The sequence below is a fragment of the Nonomuraea sp. NPDC004354 genome (assembly GCF_053602555.1).
In genome coordinates this window covers 968,812-987,426 of record NZ_JBSGDV010000001.1, presented here as the reverse complement: position 1 = coordinate 987,426, position 18,615 = coordinate 968,812, and the positions used below count along the sequence as shown (strand labels likewise).

Annotated in this window: 17 protein-coding genes; 6 read left to right on the top strand and 11 right to left on the bottom strand. The window is 71.9% G+C overall.

The window, feature by feature from the left end:
- Positions 1–51: 51 nt before the first annotated feature.
- Complete coding sequence (locus tag ACWENQ_RS04590; RefSeq protein ID WP_449916237.1) at positions 52–783, top strand: expansin EXLX1 family cellulose-binding protein; 732 nt, start codon at positions 52–54, stop codon at positions 781–783.
- On the opposite strand, the gene ACWENQ_RS04585 is transcribed toward ACWENQ_RS04590, so the two are convergent.
- Positions 767–1,732: a DUF5937 family protein gene (locus tag ACWENQ_RS04585; RefSeq protein ID WP_452412877.1), complete on the bottom strand. Its 966-nt coding sequence runs from the start codon at positions 1,730–1,732 to the stop codon at positions 767–769. The two genes, ACWENQ_RS04590 and ACWENQ_RS04585, sit on opposite strands and share 17 nt — an antisense overlap.
- Positions 1,733–1,790: 58 nt before the next feature.
- Here ACWENQ_RS04585 and ACWENQ_RS04580 point away from each other — a divergent pair, with 58 nt between their 5' ends.
- The 3 genes from ACWENQ_RS04580 (at position 1,791) to ACWENQ_RS04570 (ending at position 6,650) form a co-directional block, all read left to right on the top strand.
- Positions 1,791–3,002 (top strand): MDR family MFS transporter, encoded by a 1,212-nt coding sequence (locus ACWENQ_RS04580; protein ID WP_452412876.1) that lies wholly within the window; start codon positions 1,791–1,793, stop codon positions 3,000–3,002.
- Positions 3,003–3,178: 176 nt separating this feature from the next.
- Positions 3,179–4,822, top strand: coding sequence for a BTAD domain-containing putative transcriptional regulator (locus tag ACWENQ_RS04575; RefSeq protein WP_452412875.1), 1,644 nt, complete (start codon positions 3,179–3,181; stop codon positions 4,820–4,822).
- 55 nt (positions 4,823–4,877) lie between these two features.
- Positions 4,878–6,650, top strand: coding sequence for an NAD+ synthase (locus ACWENQ_RS04570; protein ID WP_452412874.1), 1,773 nt, complete (start codon positions 4,878–4,880; stop codon positions 6,648–6,650).
- Here the strand turns inward: ACWENQ_RS04570 and ACWENQ_RS04565 are convergent.
- The 7 genes from ACWENQ_RS04565 to ACWENQ_RS04535 form a co-directional block, all read right to left on the bottom strand.
- Complete coding sequence (locus tag ACWENQ_RS04565) at positions 6,612–7,142, bottom strand: TetR/AcrR family transcriptional regulator (RefSeq protein ID WP_354912924.1); 531 nt, start codon at positions 7,140–7,142, stop codon at positions 6,612–6,614. The two genes, ACWENQ_RS04570 and ACWENQ_RS04565, sit on opposite strands and share 39 nt — an antisense overlap.
- A complete protein-coding gene (locus ACWENQ_RS04560; protein ID WP_452412873.1) occupies positions 7,139–8,359 on the bottom strand; it encodes a hypothetical protein in 1,221 nt (406 codons plus the stop codon). The genes ACWENQ_RS04565 and ACWENQ_RS04560 overlap by 4 nt, the downstream gene beginning before the upstream one ends.
- Positions 8,356–8,736 carry a hypothetical protein gene (locus ACWENQ_RS04555; RefSeq protein WP_449916252.1) on the bottom strand — a complete coding sequence of 127 codons (381 nt, stop codon included), beginning with the start codon at positions 8,734–8,736 and terminating at the stop codon, positions 8,356–8,358. Before ACWENQ_RS04555 ends, ACWENQ_RS04560 begins: the two co-directional genes overlap by 4 nt.
- Entirely contained in the window at positions 8,733–10,715 is a 1,983-nt protein-coding gene (locus ACWENQ_RS04550; protein ID WP_452412872.1) for a right-handed parallel beta-helix repeat-containing protein, read from the bottom strand. The genes ACWENQ_RS04555 and ACWENQ_RS04550 overlap by 4 nt, the downstream gene beginning before the upstream one ends.
- A gap of 164 nt (positions 10,716–10,879) precedes the next feature.
- The gene (locus ACWENQ_RS04545; RefSeq protein ID WP_449916254.1) at positions 10,880–11,485 is read right to left on the bottom strand and encodes a TetR/AcrR family transcriptional regulator; all 606 of its coding nucleotides are present in this window, start codon (positions 11,483–11,485) and stop codon (positions 10,880–10,882) included.
- Between the two features lie 7 nt (positions 11,486–11,492).
- Positions 11,493–13,031 carry an MFS transporter gene (locus tag ACWENQ_RS04540; protein WP_452412871.1) on the bottom strand — a complete coding sequence of 513 codons (1,539 nt, stop codon included), beginning with the start codon at positions 13,029–13,031 and terminating at the stop codon, positions 11,493–11,495.
- A gap of 101 nt (positions 13,032–13,132) precedes the next feature.
- Positions 13,133–14,347, bottom strand: coding sequence for an MFS transporter (locus ACWENQ_RS04535; RefSeq protein ID WP_449916259.1), 1,215 nt, complete (start codon positions 14,345–14,347; stop codon positions 13,133–13,135).
- Positions 14,348–14,471: 124 nt separating this feature from the next.
- Here ACWENQ_RS04535 and panB point away from each other — a divergent pair, with 124 nt between their 5' ends.
- Positions 14,472–15,296 (top strand): 3-methyl-2-oxobutanoate hydroxymethyltransferase, encoded by an 825-nt coding sequence (gene panB / locus ACWENQ_RS04530; RefSeq protein WP_354912940.1) that lies wholly within the window; start codon positions 14,472–14,474, stop codon positions 15,294–15,296.
- Between the two features lie 208 nt (positions 15,297–15,504).
- Here the strand turns inward: panB and ACWENQ_RS04525 are convergent, their stop codons facing one another.
- Both ACWENQ_RS04525 and ACWENQ_RS04520 read right to left on the bottom strand, forming a co-directional pair.
- On the bottom strand, positions 15,505–16,422 hold the full coding sequence (locus tag ACWENQ_RS04525; RefSeq protein ID WP_449916262.1) for a threonine/serine dehydratase: 918 nt from the start codon (positions 16,420–16,422) through the stop codon (positions 15,505–15,507).
- Positions 16,422–16,718: an ArsR/SmtB family transcription factor gene (locus tag ACWENQ_RS04520; protein WP_449916265.1), complete on the bottom strand. Its 297-nt coding sequence runs from the start codon at positions 16,716–16,718 to the stop codon at positions 16,422–16,424. Before ACWENQ_RS04520 ends, ACWENQ_RS04525 begins: the two co-directional genes overlap by 1 nt.
- Positions 16,719–16,785: 67 nt before the next feature.
- On the opposite strand from ACWENQ_RS04520, the gene ACWENQ_RS04515 reads away from it, so the two are divergent.
- Entirely contained in the window at positions 16,786–17,091 is a 306-nt protein-coding gene (locus tag ACWENQ_RS04515) for a hypothetical protein (protein ID WP_449916267.1), read from the top strand.
- Positions 17,092–17,424: 333 nt separating this feature from the next.
- Here ACWENQ_RS04515 and ACWENQ_RS04510 read toward each other — a convergent pair whose 3' ends face one another.
- Positions 17,425–18,606, bottom strand: coding sequence for a trans-sulfuration enzyme family protein (locus ACWENQ_RS04510; RefSeq protein WP_452412870.1), 1,182 nt, complete (start codon positions 18,604–18,606; stop codon positions 17,425–17,427).
- Positions 18,607–18,615: the final 9 nt, after the last annotated feature.

Below are 18,615 nucleotides of genomic sequence, written 5' to 3'. Positions count from 1 at the left end.
GGGGGCAGACACGCGAGACGGATGCCGTGGCGGCGGCGAGGAGCGACGAGCGTGACGGCGCTGGCCGCCCTCGCCGTCGCGTTGTGGGCGGTGAACCTGCCGGGCCGCGACGGCTGCGCCGTGGCCGACGTCGAGCCGGTGATGTCCGGCAGGGCGCTGCACTACCAGGGCACGGCGGGCAACTGCGCGATCACCGGCGCCGAGCTGTACGCGTCGGTGTCGGCCGAGGAGTACGCGGGAAGCCGGGCGTGCGGCGGCTATCTCGACGTGAAGGGGCCGCGCGGCACGGTCCGGGTGCAGGTCGTCGACAGCTGCCCGACCTGCCGGCGGGGCGAGCTGGATCTCAGCATGGCGGCCTTCGCCGTGATCGCCGATCCGCGCTCGGGCGTGGCCACGGTGGACTACCACCAGGTCCGCAACCCCGAGCTGGGCCAGGGCCTCGCCGTCAGGGTGCGGAAGGGCTCCACGGCGGGCTGGCTGGCGCTCCAGCTGCTCGATCACGGCAATCCGCTGCGCTCGGTCGAGATCCGCGACCACGGCCGCTGGCGTGCGCTCGAGCGTGGCTCCGACAGCTACTGGGTGGCGGCGGGCGGCGCGGGCGCGGGGCCGTTCAGCCTGCGGGTGACCGACGTGCACGGCCAGCAGGTGACCGTCGAGGGCGTCGACCTCGACCCGGATGAGATCCAGCGCACCACCGCCCGCCTGTACGGCCCCGCACCGGCGGGACGCGCCCCCGCCACCCCCGCCCCGCTGGCCGCGGAGAGCGTCAGGCGGCGCTGCTAGCCAGCGCGTCGCCCGTCGCGGTGCGGCGGTAGACGACCTCCTTGCCCAACCGGGTGCCGACCGCGAGACCGCCCGCCGACAGCACGCCGAGATGCTGGCTGACCGCGCCGGGCGTCAGCGACATCCGCCTGGCCAGCGCCGACGTGGTGGCCGGTTCGGCCAGGGCGGTGAGGATCTGCGCCCTGCTGCGGCCGATGAGGGCGGCCAGCGCGCCGGGCGCGGGCGGCGGCCCCTGCTCCCACAGCGTGCCCACGCCCTGCACCGGGTAGATGAGCATCGACTGGTAGGGGGCGGTCATCACCGCCACGCTCGGCCAGTAGAACGCCGACGGCAGCAGCACGAGCCCGTCGCCGTGCAACCCCCCGCCGGTGCACCACGGCCGGTCGACGAGCAGCTGCTCTCCCGTCCACACGACGGCGGGGTCGAGACCGGCGAACAGCTGGCGCGCCCCGCCGGAGGCCAGCTCGCGGGAGCGGCGCATGACGTCCCGTTCGAGCAGGGCGTACACGCGCGGCCAGTACTCGGCGAAGCAGGTCTCCCAGTAGGCTTCCAGCGCGTCGGCCACGCGGGCGATCCCGGCCGCCGGGTCGGACCTGAACCGCCGGACGACCTCCGGGTCGGAGCCGACGACCATGCCCGCCTCCTCGGCCGCGCGCTCGGGCGGCGTCCGCCGTACCCTCTCCAGCTCGGCGGCGAACTCCGGCAGCGGCGTCTCGGGCGGAGGGGTGATGAAGTCGGCCAGGTAGCCGCTCGGCGGCACCAGCGCGAGCAGCTCGCTCAGGTCGAGCGCGGGCAGGCGGGGCCGCACCGCCTTGATCCACGGCAGGTGGACGGACTGCCGCGCGGGGTCGCGCAGGGTGCGCAGGCTGGCCACGAGCTCCCACAACGGGGAGAAGGCGAACCTGATCCGGGCGACGTCCTCGGGCCTGAGGGTCCAGACGATGGACATGTTTTTAGTCTGCCCTAAATGGTTCGCGAAGAGGACGGATCACCGCCAGCCTTGCGGCGTGACTACCGCAAGCGTGGAAAAGCCGTCGTTCCTGAAGGCGCAGATCGGGGGGCTGCCGAGGCCGTTCTGGGCACTGTGGAGCGGCACCCTCGTCAACCGGCTGGGCACCATGGTGATGCCGTTCACCGGCGTGTACCTGAGCCAGGCGCGCGGCCTGTCGCTGGCCGCCACCGGCATCGTGATGGCGGTGTTCGGCGCGGGCCAGCTCGCCTCGCAGTTGGTCGCGGGCTCGCTGACCGACCGGATCGGGCGCAGGGCGACGCTGTCCGGCGGCATGCTGGCCACGGCGGCGGCGATGCTGGCGCTCGGCTACAGCACGACGCTGCCGGCCATCCTGGCCTCCATGTTCGTGCTCGGCCTGGTGATCGACGCCTACCGGCCCGCCTCCAGCGCCCTGGTGGCCGACCTGATCGCGCCCGCCGAGCGGCCCAGGGCGTACGGCCTGCTGTTCTGGGCGATCAACCTCGGTTACGCGGTCGGCATGACGGCCGGCGGCTGGCTGGCCCAGTCGGGCTTCCTGTGGCTGTTCTGGTTCGACGCCCTCAGCAGCGTCGTCTTCGCGGTGCTGGTGTGGCGGGCGGTCCCTGAGACCAGGCCCGAGCCGGAGGAGGGCGGACCTGGCGGCGGGATGCGGGAGGTGCTGCGCGACCGGCTGATGCTGGCCTTCACCGCTGTCGTGCTGGGCAACGCCCTCGTCTACAGCCAGACCTTCACCACCCTGCCCGTCGCCATGAAGCTGGTCGGGCTGAACACCGGCGAGTTCGGCGCGGCGATGGCGGCCAACGGCGTGCTCATCGTGGTCCTGCAGCCGCTGGTGTCGGGCTGGCTCGGCCGCAGGGACCCCGCCAGGACCTTCGCGCTGGGCGTCGCCGTCATGGGCGCCGGCTTCGCGCTGACCTCCTTCGTCACCTCCACCGCGGGGCTGGTGGCCACCATCGTGGTGTGGACGCTGGGCGAGATCGTCACGGCCGGCATCGCCGGGGCGATCGTGGCCTCGCTCGCCCCGGCCCACCTGCGCGGCAGGTACGCGGGTCTGTTCGGCTTCGCGTGGGCGGCGGCGGGCATGGTCGCGCCGCTGATGACGCCGCTGCTGGAGATCAGCGCGTCCGCGCTGTGGTTCACGGTCGGCGCCATCGGGCTGGTCACCGGTGCGGCCGGGGTCGCGCTCTCCCCCGCCATCCGGCGCAGGGCGGCGTTGAACGAGCGTTGATCGGGCATTGGCAGGAGACCGGTAGCGTCCACACGTGCCCGTCCTGCCGCCCGGCCCCTCGCACGTCTCTCCTCACCCGGGCCCCGCCACGCAGGCCGGGCGACCCGGGTGAACGGAGATTGTTGAACATGTCGTCATTTCGCGCGGTCACCGGTGGCTCTACGCTTACGCCTGCCATGGTGACCTTCAGCGCACTGGGACCGTTCCGGGTCCTCCTCGACGGACTCCCCCTCGACCTCGGCGGCCAGCGGCAGATGGCGGTGCTGGCCAGGCTGCTGGTGGCGAGGGGCAGGGCGGTGCCCGTGACCACGCTCATCGACGAGCTGTGGCCGGGCCGGCCGCCCACGCAGGCCCTGTCCACCGTCCAGGGATACGTCTCCCGCCTGCGCCGCGCCCTGGAGCCGAACCGCGCGCCCCGGTCGGAGGCCGAGGTGCTGGTCACGGCCCCGCCCGGGTACGCGCTGCGCGCCACGGTCGAGCAGGTCGACTGCTGGCACTTCGAACGGCTGGCGCGCGTGGAAGGCCCCGCGCCCGTGGTGTGGACGGCCATGGAGGAGGCGCTGGGACTGTGGCGGGGTCCCGCGCTCGCCGAGTTCGCCGAGCTGGCATGGGCGGCGACCGAGGGCGCGCGGCTGGAGGAACTGCGGCTCGTCGCCCTCGAACGGCGGGCCGACGCGGGACTGCGCCTCGGCCACGCGGCCTCGCTCGTCCCCGACCTGGAGGCGCACGCCGGCGCCTGCCCGCTCAGGGAGGAGGCGTGGCGGCTGCTGGCCACGGCCCTGTACCGCAGCGGGCGGCAGGGTGACGCGCTGGCCACGCTCCGGCGGGCACGGGCGATCTGGCGCGACGAGCTGGGCCTCGACCCGTCGGCCGTGCTGCAGCGGCTGGAGGCCGACATGCTCGCCCAGTCACCGCACCTCGAGGCCGACCTGGCGCCCCCGCCGGCCTCCTTCCCCGCCCTCCACCACGTCCCCGGCCATACCCCCAGCCATGCCCCCGGCCACGTCTCCCCTGCCCCCGGCGTCCCGGGCCCGTCGCCCGCGGTCCCCGGTACCCTCCCTGGCAGCCCCGGCGCCGCCCACGGTGGCGCGGGGCCGGCGCCCGCCGCCGGACACTCCGGCGACCTCGCGGGCCAGGCGCACCTGGACGGCGGGGCGGGCCCGGCGAAGGAGCTGCGCGTCGTCGTCGCCGACGACCAGGCGCTCGTCAGGACGGGGCTGCGCGTCGTGATCGACACCGAGCCCGGCCTGGAACTGGCCGGCGAGGCCGCCGACGGAGAGCAGGCCATCGCCGTCGTCGAGGCGACCCGGCCCGACCTGGTCCTGCTGGACATCCAGATGCCGCGGCTCGACGGGCTGACCGCGGCACGCCGGATCCTGGCCGACCCCAACCCGCCCAAGGTCATCATGATGACCACGTTCGGCACCGACGAGAACCTCTACGCCGCCCTGCGCGCGGGCGTCAGCGGCTTCGTGCTGAAGACCTCGGCCCCCGAGCAACTGGTCGCCGCCATGCGTGCCGCCGCGGCCGGAGACGCGCTGATCGACCCCTCGGTGACCACGAGGATCATCTCCGCCTTCGCCGGCCGGACCGACCCCGACGCGCCCCCCGCGCTGGCAGGGCTGCCGGACACGCAGCTCGACGTGCTGAAGCTGATCGCCCGCGGGCTGACCAACCGGCAGATCGCGCAGACGCTCGCCGTCCCCGACCGCCAGGTGGCCGGCGCGGTCGCGGGCCTGCTCGACCACCTGGGGCTGTTCGACCGGGCCCAGCTCGTGGTCGCCGCGTACGAGTCGGGCCTGGTCACCCCGGGGAGGTGACGACCTCCTTATCGTCGCTTTGACGATAAAAAATCCGGCGTACTAGGCTGGGGCCGTGGCTCACTTGCGCATCGCCCTGGCACAGACGAACCCGGTCGTCGGCGACCTGACCCGCAACGCCGACGCGCTGGTCCGATGGACGCGCGAGGCCGCCGGCCGCGGCGCCCACCTCGTCCTGTTCACCGAGATGTTCCTGACCGGCTACCCGGTCGAGGACCTCGTCCTGCGCACCTCCTTCGTCGAGGCCAGCATCAGGACGCTGGAGGACGTGGCCGCCCGGCTGGCCGGCGAAGGGCTCGGCGACCTGCCCGTCGTGGTCGGCTACGTCGACCGGGCCGGGCTCGCGCCCCGGGTGGGCCAGCCCAAGGGCGCGCCGCTCGACGCCGCCGCGGTGCTGCACCAGGGCAGGGTCGTCACCCGTACGGCCAAGCACCACCTGCCCAACTACGGCGTGTTCGACGAGTACCGCTACTTCGTGCGCGGCGACCGGTTGCCGATCTTCCGCGTGCACGGCGTCGACGTGGCCATCGCGGTGTGCGAGGACCTGTGGCAGGACGGCGGCCCCGTCGCGGTCGTCGGCCAGGCGGGCGCTGGCCTGCTCGTGGTGCCGAACGCCTCGCCGTACGAGCGGGAGAAGGACGACGTCCGCCTGGAGCTGGTCGCGCGCCGGGCCAGGGAGGCCGGGTGCGCGCTGGCCTACGCCAACCAGGTAGGCGGCCAGGACGAGCTGGTCTTCGACGGCGACTCGATCGTCGTCGACAGCACGGGCGAGCTGGTGGCGCGGGCCGGGCAGTTCCGCGAGGAGCTGCTGGTGGTGGACCTCGACCTGCCGGTCTCCGCCGCCGAGCCCGGCGTCTTCCCCATCGACGCGGGCGACGGCACGACGATCACGGTGGAACGCCTGGTGCTGTCGGACGCGCCCGTCGCGCCGTACGCGCCGGTCGAGCCCCGGGTGGCGCCCCGGCTCGACGACACCGGCGAGGTCTACCAGGCGCTGGTCCTCGCGGTGCGCGACTACGTGGCCAAGAACGGCTTCCGCTCGGTGATCCTCGGTCTGTCCGGCGGCATCGACTCGGCGCTGACGGCCACCATCGCCTCCGACGCGATCGGCCCCGATCGCGTGCACGTGGCGCTGATGCCGTCGCGCTACTCCTCCGAGCACTCCGTCGGCGACGCCGAGGAGCTGGTGCGCAGGCAGGGCATCAACGCCCAGGTGGTGCCGATCGCCGACATCGTCACCGCCTTCGAGAAGGAGATCGAGCTGTCGGGGCTGGCCGCGGAGAACCTGCAGGCCAGGGTGCGCGGCATGATCCTCATGGGGCTGTCGAACGAGCACGGCCACCTGGTGCTGACCACCGGCAACAAGAGCGAGCTCGCGACGGGCTACTCCACGCTGTACGGCGACTCGGCGGGCGGCTTCGCGCCGATCAAGGACGTGCCGAAGACGATGGTGTGGGCGCTGTCCAGGTGGCGCAACGAGCACACCGATCCCTCGTTCCTGCTGCGCGCCGAGCGGCCGATCCCGGAGAACTCCATCACCAAGGAGCCCAGCGCCGAGCTGCGGCCCGACCAGCGCGACACCGACTCGCTGCCGCCGTACGAGGTGCTCGACCGGCTGCTCGACGACTACGTCGAGAAGGACATGGGCTCGGCCGAGCTGATCGCGGCCGGCCACGACCCCGAGCTGGTGACCAGGGTCATCAGGCTGGTCGACCTCGCCGAGTACAAGCGCCGGCAGTACCCGCCGGGCCCGAAGATCACGCCGAAGAACTTCGGCAGGGACCGCAGGCTACCGATCACCAACAGGTGGCGGGAGACGACGGCCTAGGTAGGCGCGCAGCAGCTGCTTGGTCTCCTCGATCAGTTCGGGCTCGTCGTGGTGGGCCCGCAGCAGCGTGTCGGCCGCCTCGACCGCCACCAGCATCGGGTTGACCGCGTCGATCCCGAGCAGGTCGGCGAGGGCGTGCGCGACCTCGGAGTTGTCGCCGAAGTCGAGGACGGCGAAGCCGGGGACCGTGGCCTTCATGAGCAGGTACTCGTCGACGACGGCGTCGATGACGGGCTCCCAGCCGCGGGCCCCGGCGAGTTTCGGCTCGATGCGGGCGACGAACTGCTCCAGGTTGCGCCTGGTCAGCGCGGCGGCCAGCGACCGCTTGTCGCTGAAGAAACGGTAGATCGAGCCGATCGGCATCCCCGTGCGGGCGGCCACCGTCCTGGTGCTCAGCGCGTCGTAGCCGCCCTCGTCCAGCAGCGCCGCCGCCGCGTCCAGCATCCGGTCGACCTTCTCGGCGCTGCGCCGCTGAACGGGAATGCGTCTCATGCGGCAAAGAGTAGGGTCAGCCCGCCGATGGTGTAGCAGACCATGAGCACGAACAGCGGGATCTGGCCGGCCACCGCCCTGGCCGGTTCGAGCAGCCGCACCGACCTGTCGTGGGCGGCGACCACGCCGAGCACGTGGCCGATCACGATGGCCAGCACCTGGACGGTCGCGATGGTGCCGGGGCCGACGACGTCGGCGTCGACCTCGCCCGGCAGCCCGAGGGCCAGGATGACCGCGCGCTGCCCCTCGATGACGAACAGCGAGAAGTAGTGCGCGACCAGGTAGCCGATCGCGATCGGCACCAGCGAGTGCGCGAAGCGCGGGGTCAGCCCGCGCGTGCGGCCGATCAGGCCCGCCGCCCACAGGCACGCGGCGTACAGCAGCGCCACTCCCCCGATGGCCACGGCCAGGCCGACCGTGCCGAGGCCGACCCGGCCGAGCGGGCTGGTCTGCAGCGCGGTCACCCAGAACGGCGCGCCCGCGAAGCCGTCGTAGCCGGTGCTGCCGAGCAGGACGCACACGGTCGCGACCAGGCCGGGCGCCGGGACGATCGCGTCGAGGCCGTTGAAGGGGCTGCGCAGCACCAGCGTCCCGTCGGCCCTGCGGCCCAGCGGCGACAGGTGGCCGACGAGCGTGGAGAAGACCTCGAACGGGTCGCCCCTGTCGAGCCACGCGTGGCCGTACACGAGGGTGCCGGCGGCCGTGGCGGTGCCGTACAGGAGGAGGAAGGCCAGCAGTGTCGGCGGCGCGGCCGGCTCGGGCGAGACCAGCTCCATCCAGGTGAAGGCGGTCAGGCCCGCCGCGGCGGGCCAGTAGCCGAGCCGCCGCGGCAGCGGGCGGCGCGGCCGGTCCGGCAGCAGCCGGAACGGGTTGGCCAGCCGCCACACCGGCCCGAACAGCAGCGACGCCGGCACCAGCCCCACCCAGAAGACCACATAGACCAGGTACGGCGCGGCGTTGTCCCTGGCCGGGCCCAGGACCAGCCAGCCCACCGTGTAGAGCGCCACGAGCGCGGCCGCGACGCGCAGCGCCCGGGCGGGAGGGCGCCACGGCAGAACCCTGCCGGCCCTGTCGCCGCGGAAGCGGGAGTCGGCCCAGAGCAGGCCGAGCGCCAGGAACGACACGACCAGCGCCGCGAACGCCCCCGCGTAGGCGTAGAACAGGGGGATCGGCAGGTCGCTGCGGCTGCCGATCCCGTGCGCCAGGATCCCGGTCACGTGACCGCGAGCTGGATGAGCACCAGCTTGCTCTCGTGCGTCTCGACCTCGAACACGCCCGTCATGTCCGCCGTGAAGCTGACGACGGCGGGCTTGCCCGGTTGCAGTTCCTTGCCGATGTCGAAGCCGTGCACGTGCAGCTCGTCGGCGACGTCGCTGGTCACGGTGAGGGTCACGGTCTGGCCGCGCCTGACCTCCAGCCAGCCGGACGGCGGTGTCACCTTGCCCCCGGCGATCGTGATCTCGGCGCGCGGGTCGCCGGGCGCGGGCGCCGCCGTCGCCACCTCGTGCCCGGTGCCCGGCCGGTGATGCGTCTCTGGCAGCGATCCGCACCCCGCCACCAGCGCGAGCACGACCAGCGCCGCTCCCCGCCTCACGCGGTCTCCTCCGCGACCCTGCCGGTACGGCGCGGCGCGACCGCCACCACCGCGCACAGCACCCACACCCCGGTCAGCAGCCCGCGGATCCAGCCCGGCCCGATCGGCAGCACGGGCAGCATCCACACCGCCTTGTCGAAGGCGTCGACCAGGTGCAGCACGCCCAGCACGACGCCGAACCAGCCGAAGGCCCCCCGCATGACCAGCCCCGTTCCGAGCAGCCAGACGCCCGTCAGCGCCAACGCGGCGGCGGGCAGGACCGTGTAGGGCTCCAGCGCCCCGACCACGTCGAGCGCCAGCCCCGCCAGTCCGGCGAGCGTCAGCGGCAGCGCCCACCGCGAGCGCAGGCGGCGCCGCCACAGCAGGACGGCCATCAGCCCGAGCACCAGCGAGCCGCCCAGCGCCAGCTGCACCTCCACCCTGGCCAGGCCGCTGGAGCCGAACCACCAGCACCCGCCGGGCAGGCGGCGGTCGCCGACGCTGTAGTCGTTGCACAGGTACATCTGCACGAGCTTGACCGGCTCGGCCACCACCCTCGACGGCCCGCTCGCGCCGCACGCGGAAAGCGCGCCGGGGCTGGTGACGCGCACCCCCTCCCAGCAGTTGCCGGTGCCCTGGCCGTCCCAGTAGACGTCGGCGCCGTTGGGCCGCTTCTCGCCGGCCGGCGAGACGCCCAGGTGGTTGCCGGCGTAGAGGTTGTGGTGCGAGGTGTCGAACTGCTTGTCCCACGACTCCTCGCCCCTGATGAAGGCGGGCACGGCCAGCAGGTTGAAGGCGGCGTTGTCGTGGCCCCAGATCCAGTTGTTCCTGAAGACGTTCCAGTTGCCGCCGCCGGTGATGATGCCGCTGCCGGGCGGCAGGCCGATCTGGGGGCAGACCACGCCCTTCTCGTAGCCGCGTTCGGCGGGGGGCTTGGCGCAGGTGCCGTCCCTGACGTACTCGTAGTAGGAGGCGTTGTTGTCGTAGATCTTGTTGTTCTCGAACCTGGCGTGGTTCTGCGGCAGGCCCGGATGGCCGGGGAAGGCGCTGTCCATGGTGGCGCCGGCCAGGTTGCCCCAGAACTCGCTGTCGTGGACGTAGACGGAGTCGCCTGCCGTACCGGAGTAGCCGACCATGTTGTGGTGGCTCTTGCAGCGCCTGATCTCGATGGAGTAGCGCGGCACCTCGTGGCCGCGGCCGTCGTTGATGTTGGAGGCGCTGCCCGGGTACAGGCCCGAGTCACCGTTGCCGTAGGACTCGCAGTCGGTGTAGAGGCCGTGGTCGCTGGCGAAGGTCAGGAAGCCGTACTCGTCGTTCCACCTGGTCAGCATCTGGTCGATGACGAAGCCGTCGGTCGCCAGGATGTAGAGGGAGTTGAAGGTGGTGCGCTGGGCGGTGAAGTTCCTGAAGTAGATGCCGTTGGTCATGTCGGCGCGGATGGCGTTGAGCTTGCGGTACTGCGCGTCGACGATCACGTCGAGCGGGCCCGCGCCGGTGCCCTCGATCTGCAGGTCCTTCTTGCCGAGGATGGCGACCAGGTTCTGGTTGTGCGGGCACTGGGCCTGCTGCTCGTAGGAGAGGATCTGGTAGCCCCAGCTCGACCAGCGGGCGTCGAGCTTGGCGCAGGCGCCCCCCGGCTGCGGCAGGCTCGGCTCCTCCAGGTAGCGGCCGGGGAGGATGGCGATGTTCATCCCGGGGCGGTCGACCTTGTCGACGGCCTCCTGGAGATGCCGGACGCCCTCCTTCTGGCAGCGGGCGAACAGGTCGAGGTTGCGCTGCTTGAGCTCGGCAGGGAAACTCGCGATCCGGCGCTCGAAGTCTGATCGATCCGTCTTGCAGACCAGCAGGTCGGGCTCCCTCTGCCGGTAGGTGGGGACGCTCCCCGAGCCGTCCGGCAGCTTCACCTCCCGCTCCTCGTGAGCCAGGGCGGCGCCGGCGGGCAGGAGCAGGGCGAGGACCACGCCTAAGAGCGTCAGCGTCCTTCGGGCGATGAGGGGCATGGCGGCGAGATTAGAACATTGCTCACGTTCTGCCTAGGGCCCCCGGAGCTCGCCCGCCCGGTCAACAGGGCCGGAGGAACGACTCGGTCACCCAAGGTGACCGGATGGCGGCAGGGCTCCGCCCCGAGGGACCGCGGGACGGCATGGCCGCCCCGCGCGGCCTCTCAGGGCGCCAGACCGCGCAGCGCGCTGTCGACGATGCGGGCGGGCAGGTCGTCAGGCAGGTCGCCGTCGTCCTTGGCCCGCTTGATGTGCCACATCATCGTGCCCGACAGCGTGCCCAGCGCCAGCCGCGTGTCGAGATCGGCGCGCAGCTCACCGGTGCGCATGCCGCGCTCGATCACCGCCGTCATGGCCGCCGTGCGCGGCTCGACCGCCTGGCGCATGAACCTGGCGAACAGCTCCGGATAGCGGTCGGACTCGCTCATCGCGATGTTCATGACGCAGCGCGTGCGGGCCTGACCCGCCTCGCGCATCGTGGTGTCGAGCAGGGCGACCAGGTCGTCGCGCACCGAGACGCCCGCGAGCGGCGGCACCGGGGCCTTCAGCGAGGCGAGCGCGTCGGCGACCAGGTCCTCCTTGTTGGACCAGCGCCGGTAGATGGTCGTCTTGCCGACCCCGGCCCGTGACGCGATCGCCTCGATGGACAGCTCGGAGACACCCATCCCCTCGCCCATCAGGTCGAGGGTGGCCTCGATGATCGCCTTCTCGGCCTTCTCGCTGCGCGGACGGCCCGCGGGGCGGGCCGTCCCGGTCTCTGTCGTCGTCATCGCAGCCTCAGACTACCGCTGGTTCCTTCTCTTCCACCTTGGCGACCAGGCGCGCCTTGCCCGGCATCCAGACCGCCACGACCACCACGCCGACCAGGGCGATGGCCGCGGAGACCAGGGCCGTGGTGTGCATGCCGTCGATGAAGGCGTCGAAGGCGGTGTTCAGGACGGCGGGGTTGCCGCCGGCCAGGCCCACCGTGGCCATGATGGACTCGCCGGCCGCGTGCCGTACACCCTCGGGAAGGGCGGTGAGCGCGGGGGCGATCTCGCCGCGGTAGGTCGACGACAGCAGCGAGCCGAGCACGGCCACGCCCAGCGCGCCGGCCACCTGGCGGACGGTGTTGCTCATGGCCGAGCCGACGCCCGCCTTCTCCCTCGGCAGCGACTCCATGATCGCGGTGGTCGCGGGCGGCATGATGTTGGCCATCGCGGCGCCCTGGACGAAGAAGACGACCTCCATCAGCCAGATCGGGGTGGTCCTGTCGAAGAGCGAGTAGCTGACCAGGGCGAGGGTGACCACGATCATGCTGGCCACCGCGGAGGACTTGGCGCCGAAGCGCTCGTTCACCCGCTGGCTCAGCGGCGCGAAGATCAGCTGCGCGGCGGCGAACGGGATCATCAGCGCGCCCGCCTGCATCGGGCTGAACCCCCTGACGATCTGGATGTAGAACGTCAGGAAGAACATCCCGCCCATCATCGCGAAGAAGACGATGCCCATCATGCCGATGGCCGAGCTGAAGCGGACGTTGCCGAAGTTGCGCACGTCGAAGGCGGGGTGGTCGATGCGCCGCTCCCACCAGACGAAGCCGGCCAGGACGAGCACGCCGAAGACGGTCGGGACGAGCACCTCCGCGCTGGCGACCGTGGCGAGCTCGCCCATGCGGATGATGCCGTAGACGACGGCGACCAGGCCGACGATCGACAGGATCACACCGACGGGGTCGAGCTTCGACGGCCTGGGGTCACGCGACTCGGGGACGATGGTGCCGATGAGGATCATGCTGATCAGCACGATGGGGACGTTGATCAGGAACACCGAGCCCCACCAGAAGTGCTGGATGAGGAAGCCACCGGTGATCGGGCCGACCGCGACGGCCAGGCCGACGCCGCCGGCCCAGTAGCCGATGGCCTTGCCGCGCTCGTGCGGCGGGAAGACGTTGGAGATGATGGCCAATGTCGCCGGCATGATCGCCGCGCCGCCGATGCCCATCGCGGCGCGCGCGAGGATCAGCTGCATCGGATCCTGGGAGTACGCGCTGGCCAGCGAGGCCAGGCCGAACAACAACATGCCGATGAACAACATCCGCTTGCGGCCGGTACGGTCACCGATCACGCCGAAGGTGAACAGCAGGCCCGCGAAGACGAGAGTGTAGGAGTTGATCGCCCACTCCAGCTCGGCCTGCGTCGCCCCCAGCCCTTCGACGGGGTCGGCGATGGTCTTCATCGCGACGTTCAGGATGGTGTTGTCCAGCACGACAGCCAGGAGGCTGAAGACGAGGACGCCGAGGATCGCCCACCGGCGGGGGTGGCCGGTCTCTGGTTTCATGGGGACTCCACATTTCGATACGGCTTAGTTTCGCAACGCAACCGTAGCGCAACGAATTCCGATACGCAACGGTTGCGTTTCATAACCAGGCCGAACGGGAGTCACGCGTGCACGCGCTCGGGCTCCGGCTCCCGCTCGGCGGCCGTCTCCGGCTGCGGCGTCCGCTTCCAGAACGGCAGCGCCACCAGCACCATCACCACGGCCACCAGCCCCGCCAGGGCGAACGCCCAGCTGGGTCCGTGGGCGTCGATGACGGCTCCGGCGATCGGCGCCGACGCGGCACCGCCGATCAGCAGGGCGGTGCCGTGCAGGCCCATGGCCTCGCCGCGAGCCGCCGCGGGGGTCCACCTGCTGAGGGTGTCGACCGACGACGACAGGGCGGGCGCGCACAGCACGCCGGCGGGCAGCAGCGCCACCACCAGCCACCGCCAGTCACCGCCGACCAGACCGACGGGGATGGTGAGCGCGCCCATCAGGCCGGTCAGCAGGAGGGTGGGGAAGCCGCGGGGCAGCCCGCCGTACACGAAACCGCCGATGAGCGAGTAGACGCACCAGACGGCCACGGCCAGACCGATCCACCGGGTCTGGCCGGCGTGCTCGATCGTGGCCACCAGCGACAGCTCGGTGGCGGTGAGGACGAACGTGGCCGCGGTGACCGTGCCGAGCAGCGCGACGAGCGAGGGGGTCAGCCACTGGCGACGCGAGACCTTCTCCTGCGCCGCCTCCAGCTCCGCCTCGGACCTGATGGGCGGGTTCAGCACCAGGAGCCCCGTGCCCGCGCACGCCAGCCCGGCGGCGATCAGCGACATCGTCCACGTGCTGCCCAGCGTGGTGATGCCGGCGACGGCGAGCGCGGGACCGGTCATGTACGACAGCTCGACCATGATGGAGTCGAGCGAGAAGCCCATCCTGCGCTGCTCGACGGGAACCATCGCGGCCAGGCACTGCCGGATCACGCTGAAGATCGGCAGGGCCAGCAACCCGGCCACGCCCGCCGCCGGCACCAGCACCGCGAACGGCAGCAGCCACGCCGTCGACCAGAACGCCACCTGGGCGACCGTCGTGACGGCCAGCACCGGACGCAGCCCGTGCCTGTCGACGAACCTTCCCGACAGCGGCGAGCCGACGGCCATGCCCACGGTGCTGGCCATGGCGACCACGCCCGCCTCGGCGAACCCGAATTTCAAGCCGTTCACGACATGCAGCGTCAACGCCATGGCGGTCGCCGTGGCGGGGATCCTGGCCAGCATGCCGACCAGCAACAACGTACGGACACCGGGGATCGCGAGCAGACGCCGGTAAGGTTCGATTGCCATTTTTATTGCTTACCTCCGGCCCCATTCTCTCGTCAGGCACCGACACTTCGGGCCGCATGTCATCATCGGAGAGGTCCGGGTACGCCACTGGGGCGACTCGAGACGGCTCAGGAGGGTTACACCCATGTCCTCTTCCCTGTACGGCGGCGCTCTCGGGCGCAGGGTCACCGTCCGCGACCTCGCGGCGGCCAAGGAGCGCGGCGAGAAGTGGCCGATGCTGACCGCCTACGACGCGATGACGGCCCGCGTGTTCGACGAGGCGGGCATCCCCGTCCTGCTCGTCGGCGACTCGGCGGCGATGGTCGTCTACGGCTACGACTCCACGCTCCCCGTCTCCGTCGACGACCTGCTGCCGCTGACCGCGGCCGTGGTGCGCGGCTCCTCGCGGGCGCTGGTCGTGGCCGACCTGCCGTTCGGCTCCTACCAGTCCTCCCCCGCGCAGGCGCTGGAGTCGGCGGCGCGCTTCATGAAGGAAGCCGGAGCGCACGCCGTCAAGCTGGAGGGCGGACGCAGGGTCCTGCCGCAGGTCGAACACCTGGTCTCGGCGGGCGTGCCGGTCATGGCGCACCTCGGGCTGACACCCCAGTCGGTCAACGCCTTCGGCGGCTACCGGGTGCAGGGCCGCGGCCAGGCGGGCGACGAGCTCATGGCCGACGCCAAGGCCCTGGAGCAGGCGGGGGCCTTCGCGGTGGTGCTGGAGTGCGTGCCGGCCGAACTGGCCGAGCGGGTCACCACGTCGCTGGCCATCCCGACGATCGGCATCGGGGCGGGGGTCGGCACGGACGCGCAGGTGCTGGTCTGGCAGGACCTGATGGGTCTGACGGCGAAGCCGGCCAAGTTCGTCAAGACGTACTCGGATCTGGGCGCGGAGATGGACAGGGCGGTCCGCTCCTTCGCCACCGAGGTGGCCGCGGGAGTGTTCCCTGCGGCCGAACACGCCTACAGCTGACGCGGTGAAGGCGGGCCGGCCCCGAACATGCGACCGGCCCGCCTCCCCGAGGAACAGCCCAGCCCTCCGGCTCCCCTGCCGGCCGCGCTGGCCCACCCGCCTGGGCTGCCGGGCCTACCCGCCGCACAGGACGCACCCCAGCCCGCCAGGCCGCGACCGGCAGCACGAACCCACCCACCGCCGCCGGGTCGGACCGGGGCCCGACAAGCTACCCGAGGGTGGCGGGGTCGGTGTTGGACCCGCACAGCACGACCGCGACCCGCTCACCGGGCGCCCGCTCGTAGGCGCCGGACAGCAACGCCGCGTACGCGGTCGCACCGGCGTGCTCGGCGGCGATCCTGTACTCCGCCCACAACGTACGCCGCGCGGCCTCGATCGCGTCGTCGGACACCAGCAGGCTCCTGACGCCCGCCCGCTCGACGATGCCGTAGGCCACGTCGCCGAGGCGGCTGGCGCCCAGCGCGTCGGCCGCTACCCCGCTCACGGCGACGGGGACGGGCCGTCCCTCCTTCAGCGCCTCGTGAAGCGTGGGGCAGCGCTCGGGCTCGACCGCGACGACCACCGGCGCGCCCTGGGACGCGCCCGAGCCTACGGTGACGCCTGCCACGAAACCGCCGCCGCCGACCGCGATCAGGATCGTGTCCACGCCGCCCGTCTGCTCCATCAGTTCGAGCCCGAGCGTGCCCTGCCCCGCGACCACGTCGGGGTGATCGTAGGCGTGCACCTCGAGCGCCCCGGTCTCGGCCGCCCGTTTGGCCGCCGCCTCCGCGGCCTCGGAGTAGATCGCCCCCGTCTGTGTGACGTCGGCGCCGAGCGCCCGCAGCCCCGCCACCTTCACGGGACTGGAGACCTCGGGTACGAAGATCTCGGCCCGCAGCCCGAGGGCCCTGGCCGCGTAGGCCACCGCGAGCCCGTGGTTGCCGCCGCTGGCGGCGATCACGCCCGCGTCCGGCACGGTGGCCGACAGCATCCTGTTGAACGCCCCCCGCACCTTGAAGGAGCCGGAGTGCTGCAGCGTCTCCAGTTTGAGGAACAGCCCTTCGCCGACCTCGACGACCGGGGTCCGCAGCACGCGACCCCTGATCCTGTCCGCCGCCGCCAGCACGTCGTCATACGAAACCGCCATCACAGCTCCCGCTCGATCGTTCGCTTCAGCTCGGCTATCCGTGCCTCGTCGCGCCGGTAGAAGACCCACTGCTTGATCTTCGTGCCCCGGATCAGCCCTGCCCTTTCCAGGATCTTCAGGTGCGCCGAGGCGCTCGGCTGTGTCATGCCGAGCTTGGTCGCGATGAAGATCGAACAGACGCCGTCCTCCATCAGATCGCCGTCGACCTGCGGCGGGAAATGGGCGACGGGGTCCTTGAGCCAGTCGAGGATCAGCAACCTCGGCTCGCTGGCGAGCGCCCGGAGAGTCGGCAGCACTGAGGAAGTTTCCTCAACGCCTAAGCGTCACGTCAAATCGTCGGCGCCGTCGAGTAGCTTTCCGAACATGGAATCGAACCTGCGCGAACGCTTCGTCGAACTGGTGGAATCCTGTGGTCCCGTGACCTGCGTCAGGTCCGCCACCTCGATGACCTTCCGCGGGCGCCGTGACTTCGCCGGAGCCCGCACCACTGCCCACGGCCTGACCGGCTATCTCGGCCTGCGCCGGATCGTCCACGACCGCCGCTTCGGCGGGGCCACGCGCTACACCGACCGTCTCTACGTGCACCGGTTCCACCTGCGCCACTGCGAGGACCTCGACGAGGAGTTCGCGGCCTGGGTCCGCGAGGCGTACCTGGTGGGCTCCGCCTGAACCAGGGTGCGGAGACCTCGCCTTCGGCCGGGACAGCCCCGCCACCGTGAAACCCGTCGGTCCGCCCGAAGCCGCCCCTCTCCGCGAGTTCACTTCCGCCCGCCCGAAGCCGCCCCTCTCCGCAGGTCCTGCCCGAACACCGGAAGCCACCCCTCAACAGGTCCCATCGATCCGCCCGAAGCCGCCCCTCTCTGCGGGGCCTGTCGGAACGCCGGAAGCCACCCCTCAGCAGGTCCCATCGATCGGCCCGAAGCGCCCCTCCGCGGGTCCCCTCGGAACGCCTGAGGCCGTGCTTCTCCGCGAGTCGCTTCCGATCCGCCCGAAGCCGCCGTCTCAGCGGGCCGCGTCCAGGGCCTGGGCGAAGTCGGCCCAGAGGTCCTCGGCGTGCTCGATCCCGACCGCCACCCGCACCGTGCCCTCGGAGATGCCGTGCCGTCCCAGTTCCTCCGCGCTCAGCGACCTGTGCGAGGTCGTGGCCGGGTGCAACACCAGCGTCTCCACGCCACCGAGCGAGGGCGCGAGCAGCGCCAGCCGCAACGCCGCCATGAACCTCTCGCCGGCCGCCCGACCACCCGCGAGGTCGAACGAGAACACTCCCCCGAACTCGGGCAGCAGCTTGACGGCCACGTCGTGCGACGGGTGCGAGGGCAGGCCGGGCCAGTGCACGGCGCTGACGGCGGGGTGCTCGGCGAGCCTGGTGGCCAGCACGCGGGTGTTGGCGCAGTGGCGCTCCATCCGCAGCGGCAGCGTCTGCATGCCACGCAGGGTCAGCCACGCGGCGAACGGGTCGGGGGTCGAGCCCAGTTCGATCGCGAAGTGCCACACCGTGCGGTGAAGTTCCTCGTCGGCGACGACGGCGATGCCGCCGATCACGTCGGTGTGCCCCGACAGGTACTTCGTGGTCGAGTGGATCACGATGTCCGCGCCGTGCTCGAGGGGACGGCAGAGCACGGGCGAGGCGAAGGTGTTGTCGACGACGGACAGCAGGCCGAGGTCCTTGGCCGCCGCGCACATCGCGGGCAGGTCGGCGACCTGGCAGACCGGGTTGGCGATGGTCTCCAGGTAGACGAGCTTGGTCTCGGGCCGTACGGCCGCACGCAGGGCCGCGGGGTCGTCCTCGGCGACGTAGGTGACGGAGATGCCGAAGCGGGCCACCATGTCGTTGATCATCGCGGCGGTCCCGCCGTACAGCGCCTTCTGGGCGATCAGGTGGTCGCCGGGCTTGAGCAGGCCGAGCAGGACCGAGTTGATCGCGCCCATGCCCGAGGCGGTGGCGACGGCCGCGACGCCACCCTCCAGACCGGCGACGGCCTCCTCCAGCGAGCGCACCGTGGGGTTGGAGAGCCTGCCGTACACGAAGGCTCCGTCGGGCCTGCCCATGCCGTCGGCGAAGACCTCGGGGTCGTCGAACACGAACCCGGACGTCTGGTAGATCGGCACGGTGATCGGCACGCTTCCGCTGATCACGGGCTTGGGCAGGTGGACGGCACGGGTCTCGGGACGCAGTTGGCTCATACCGACAAG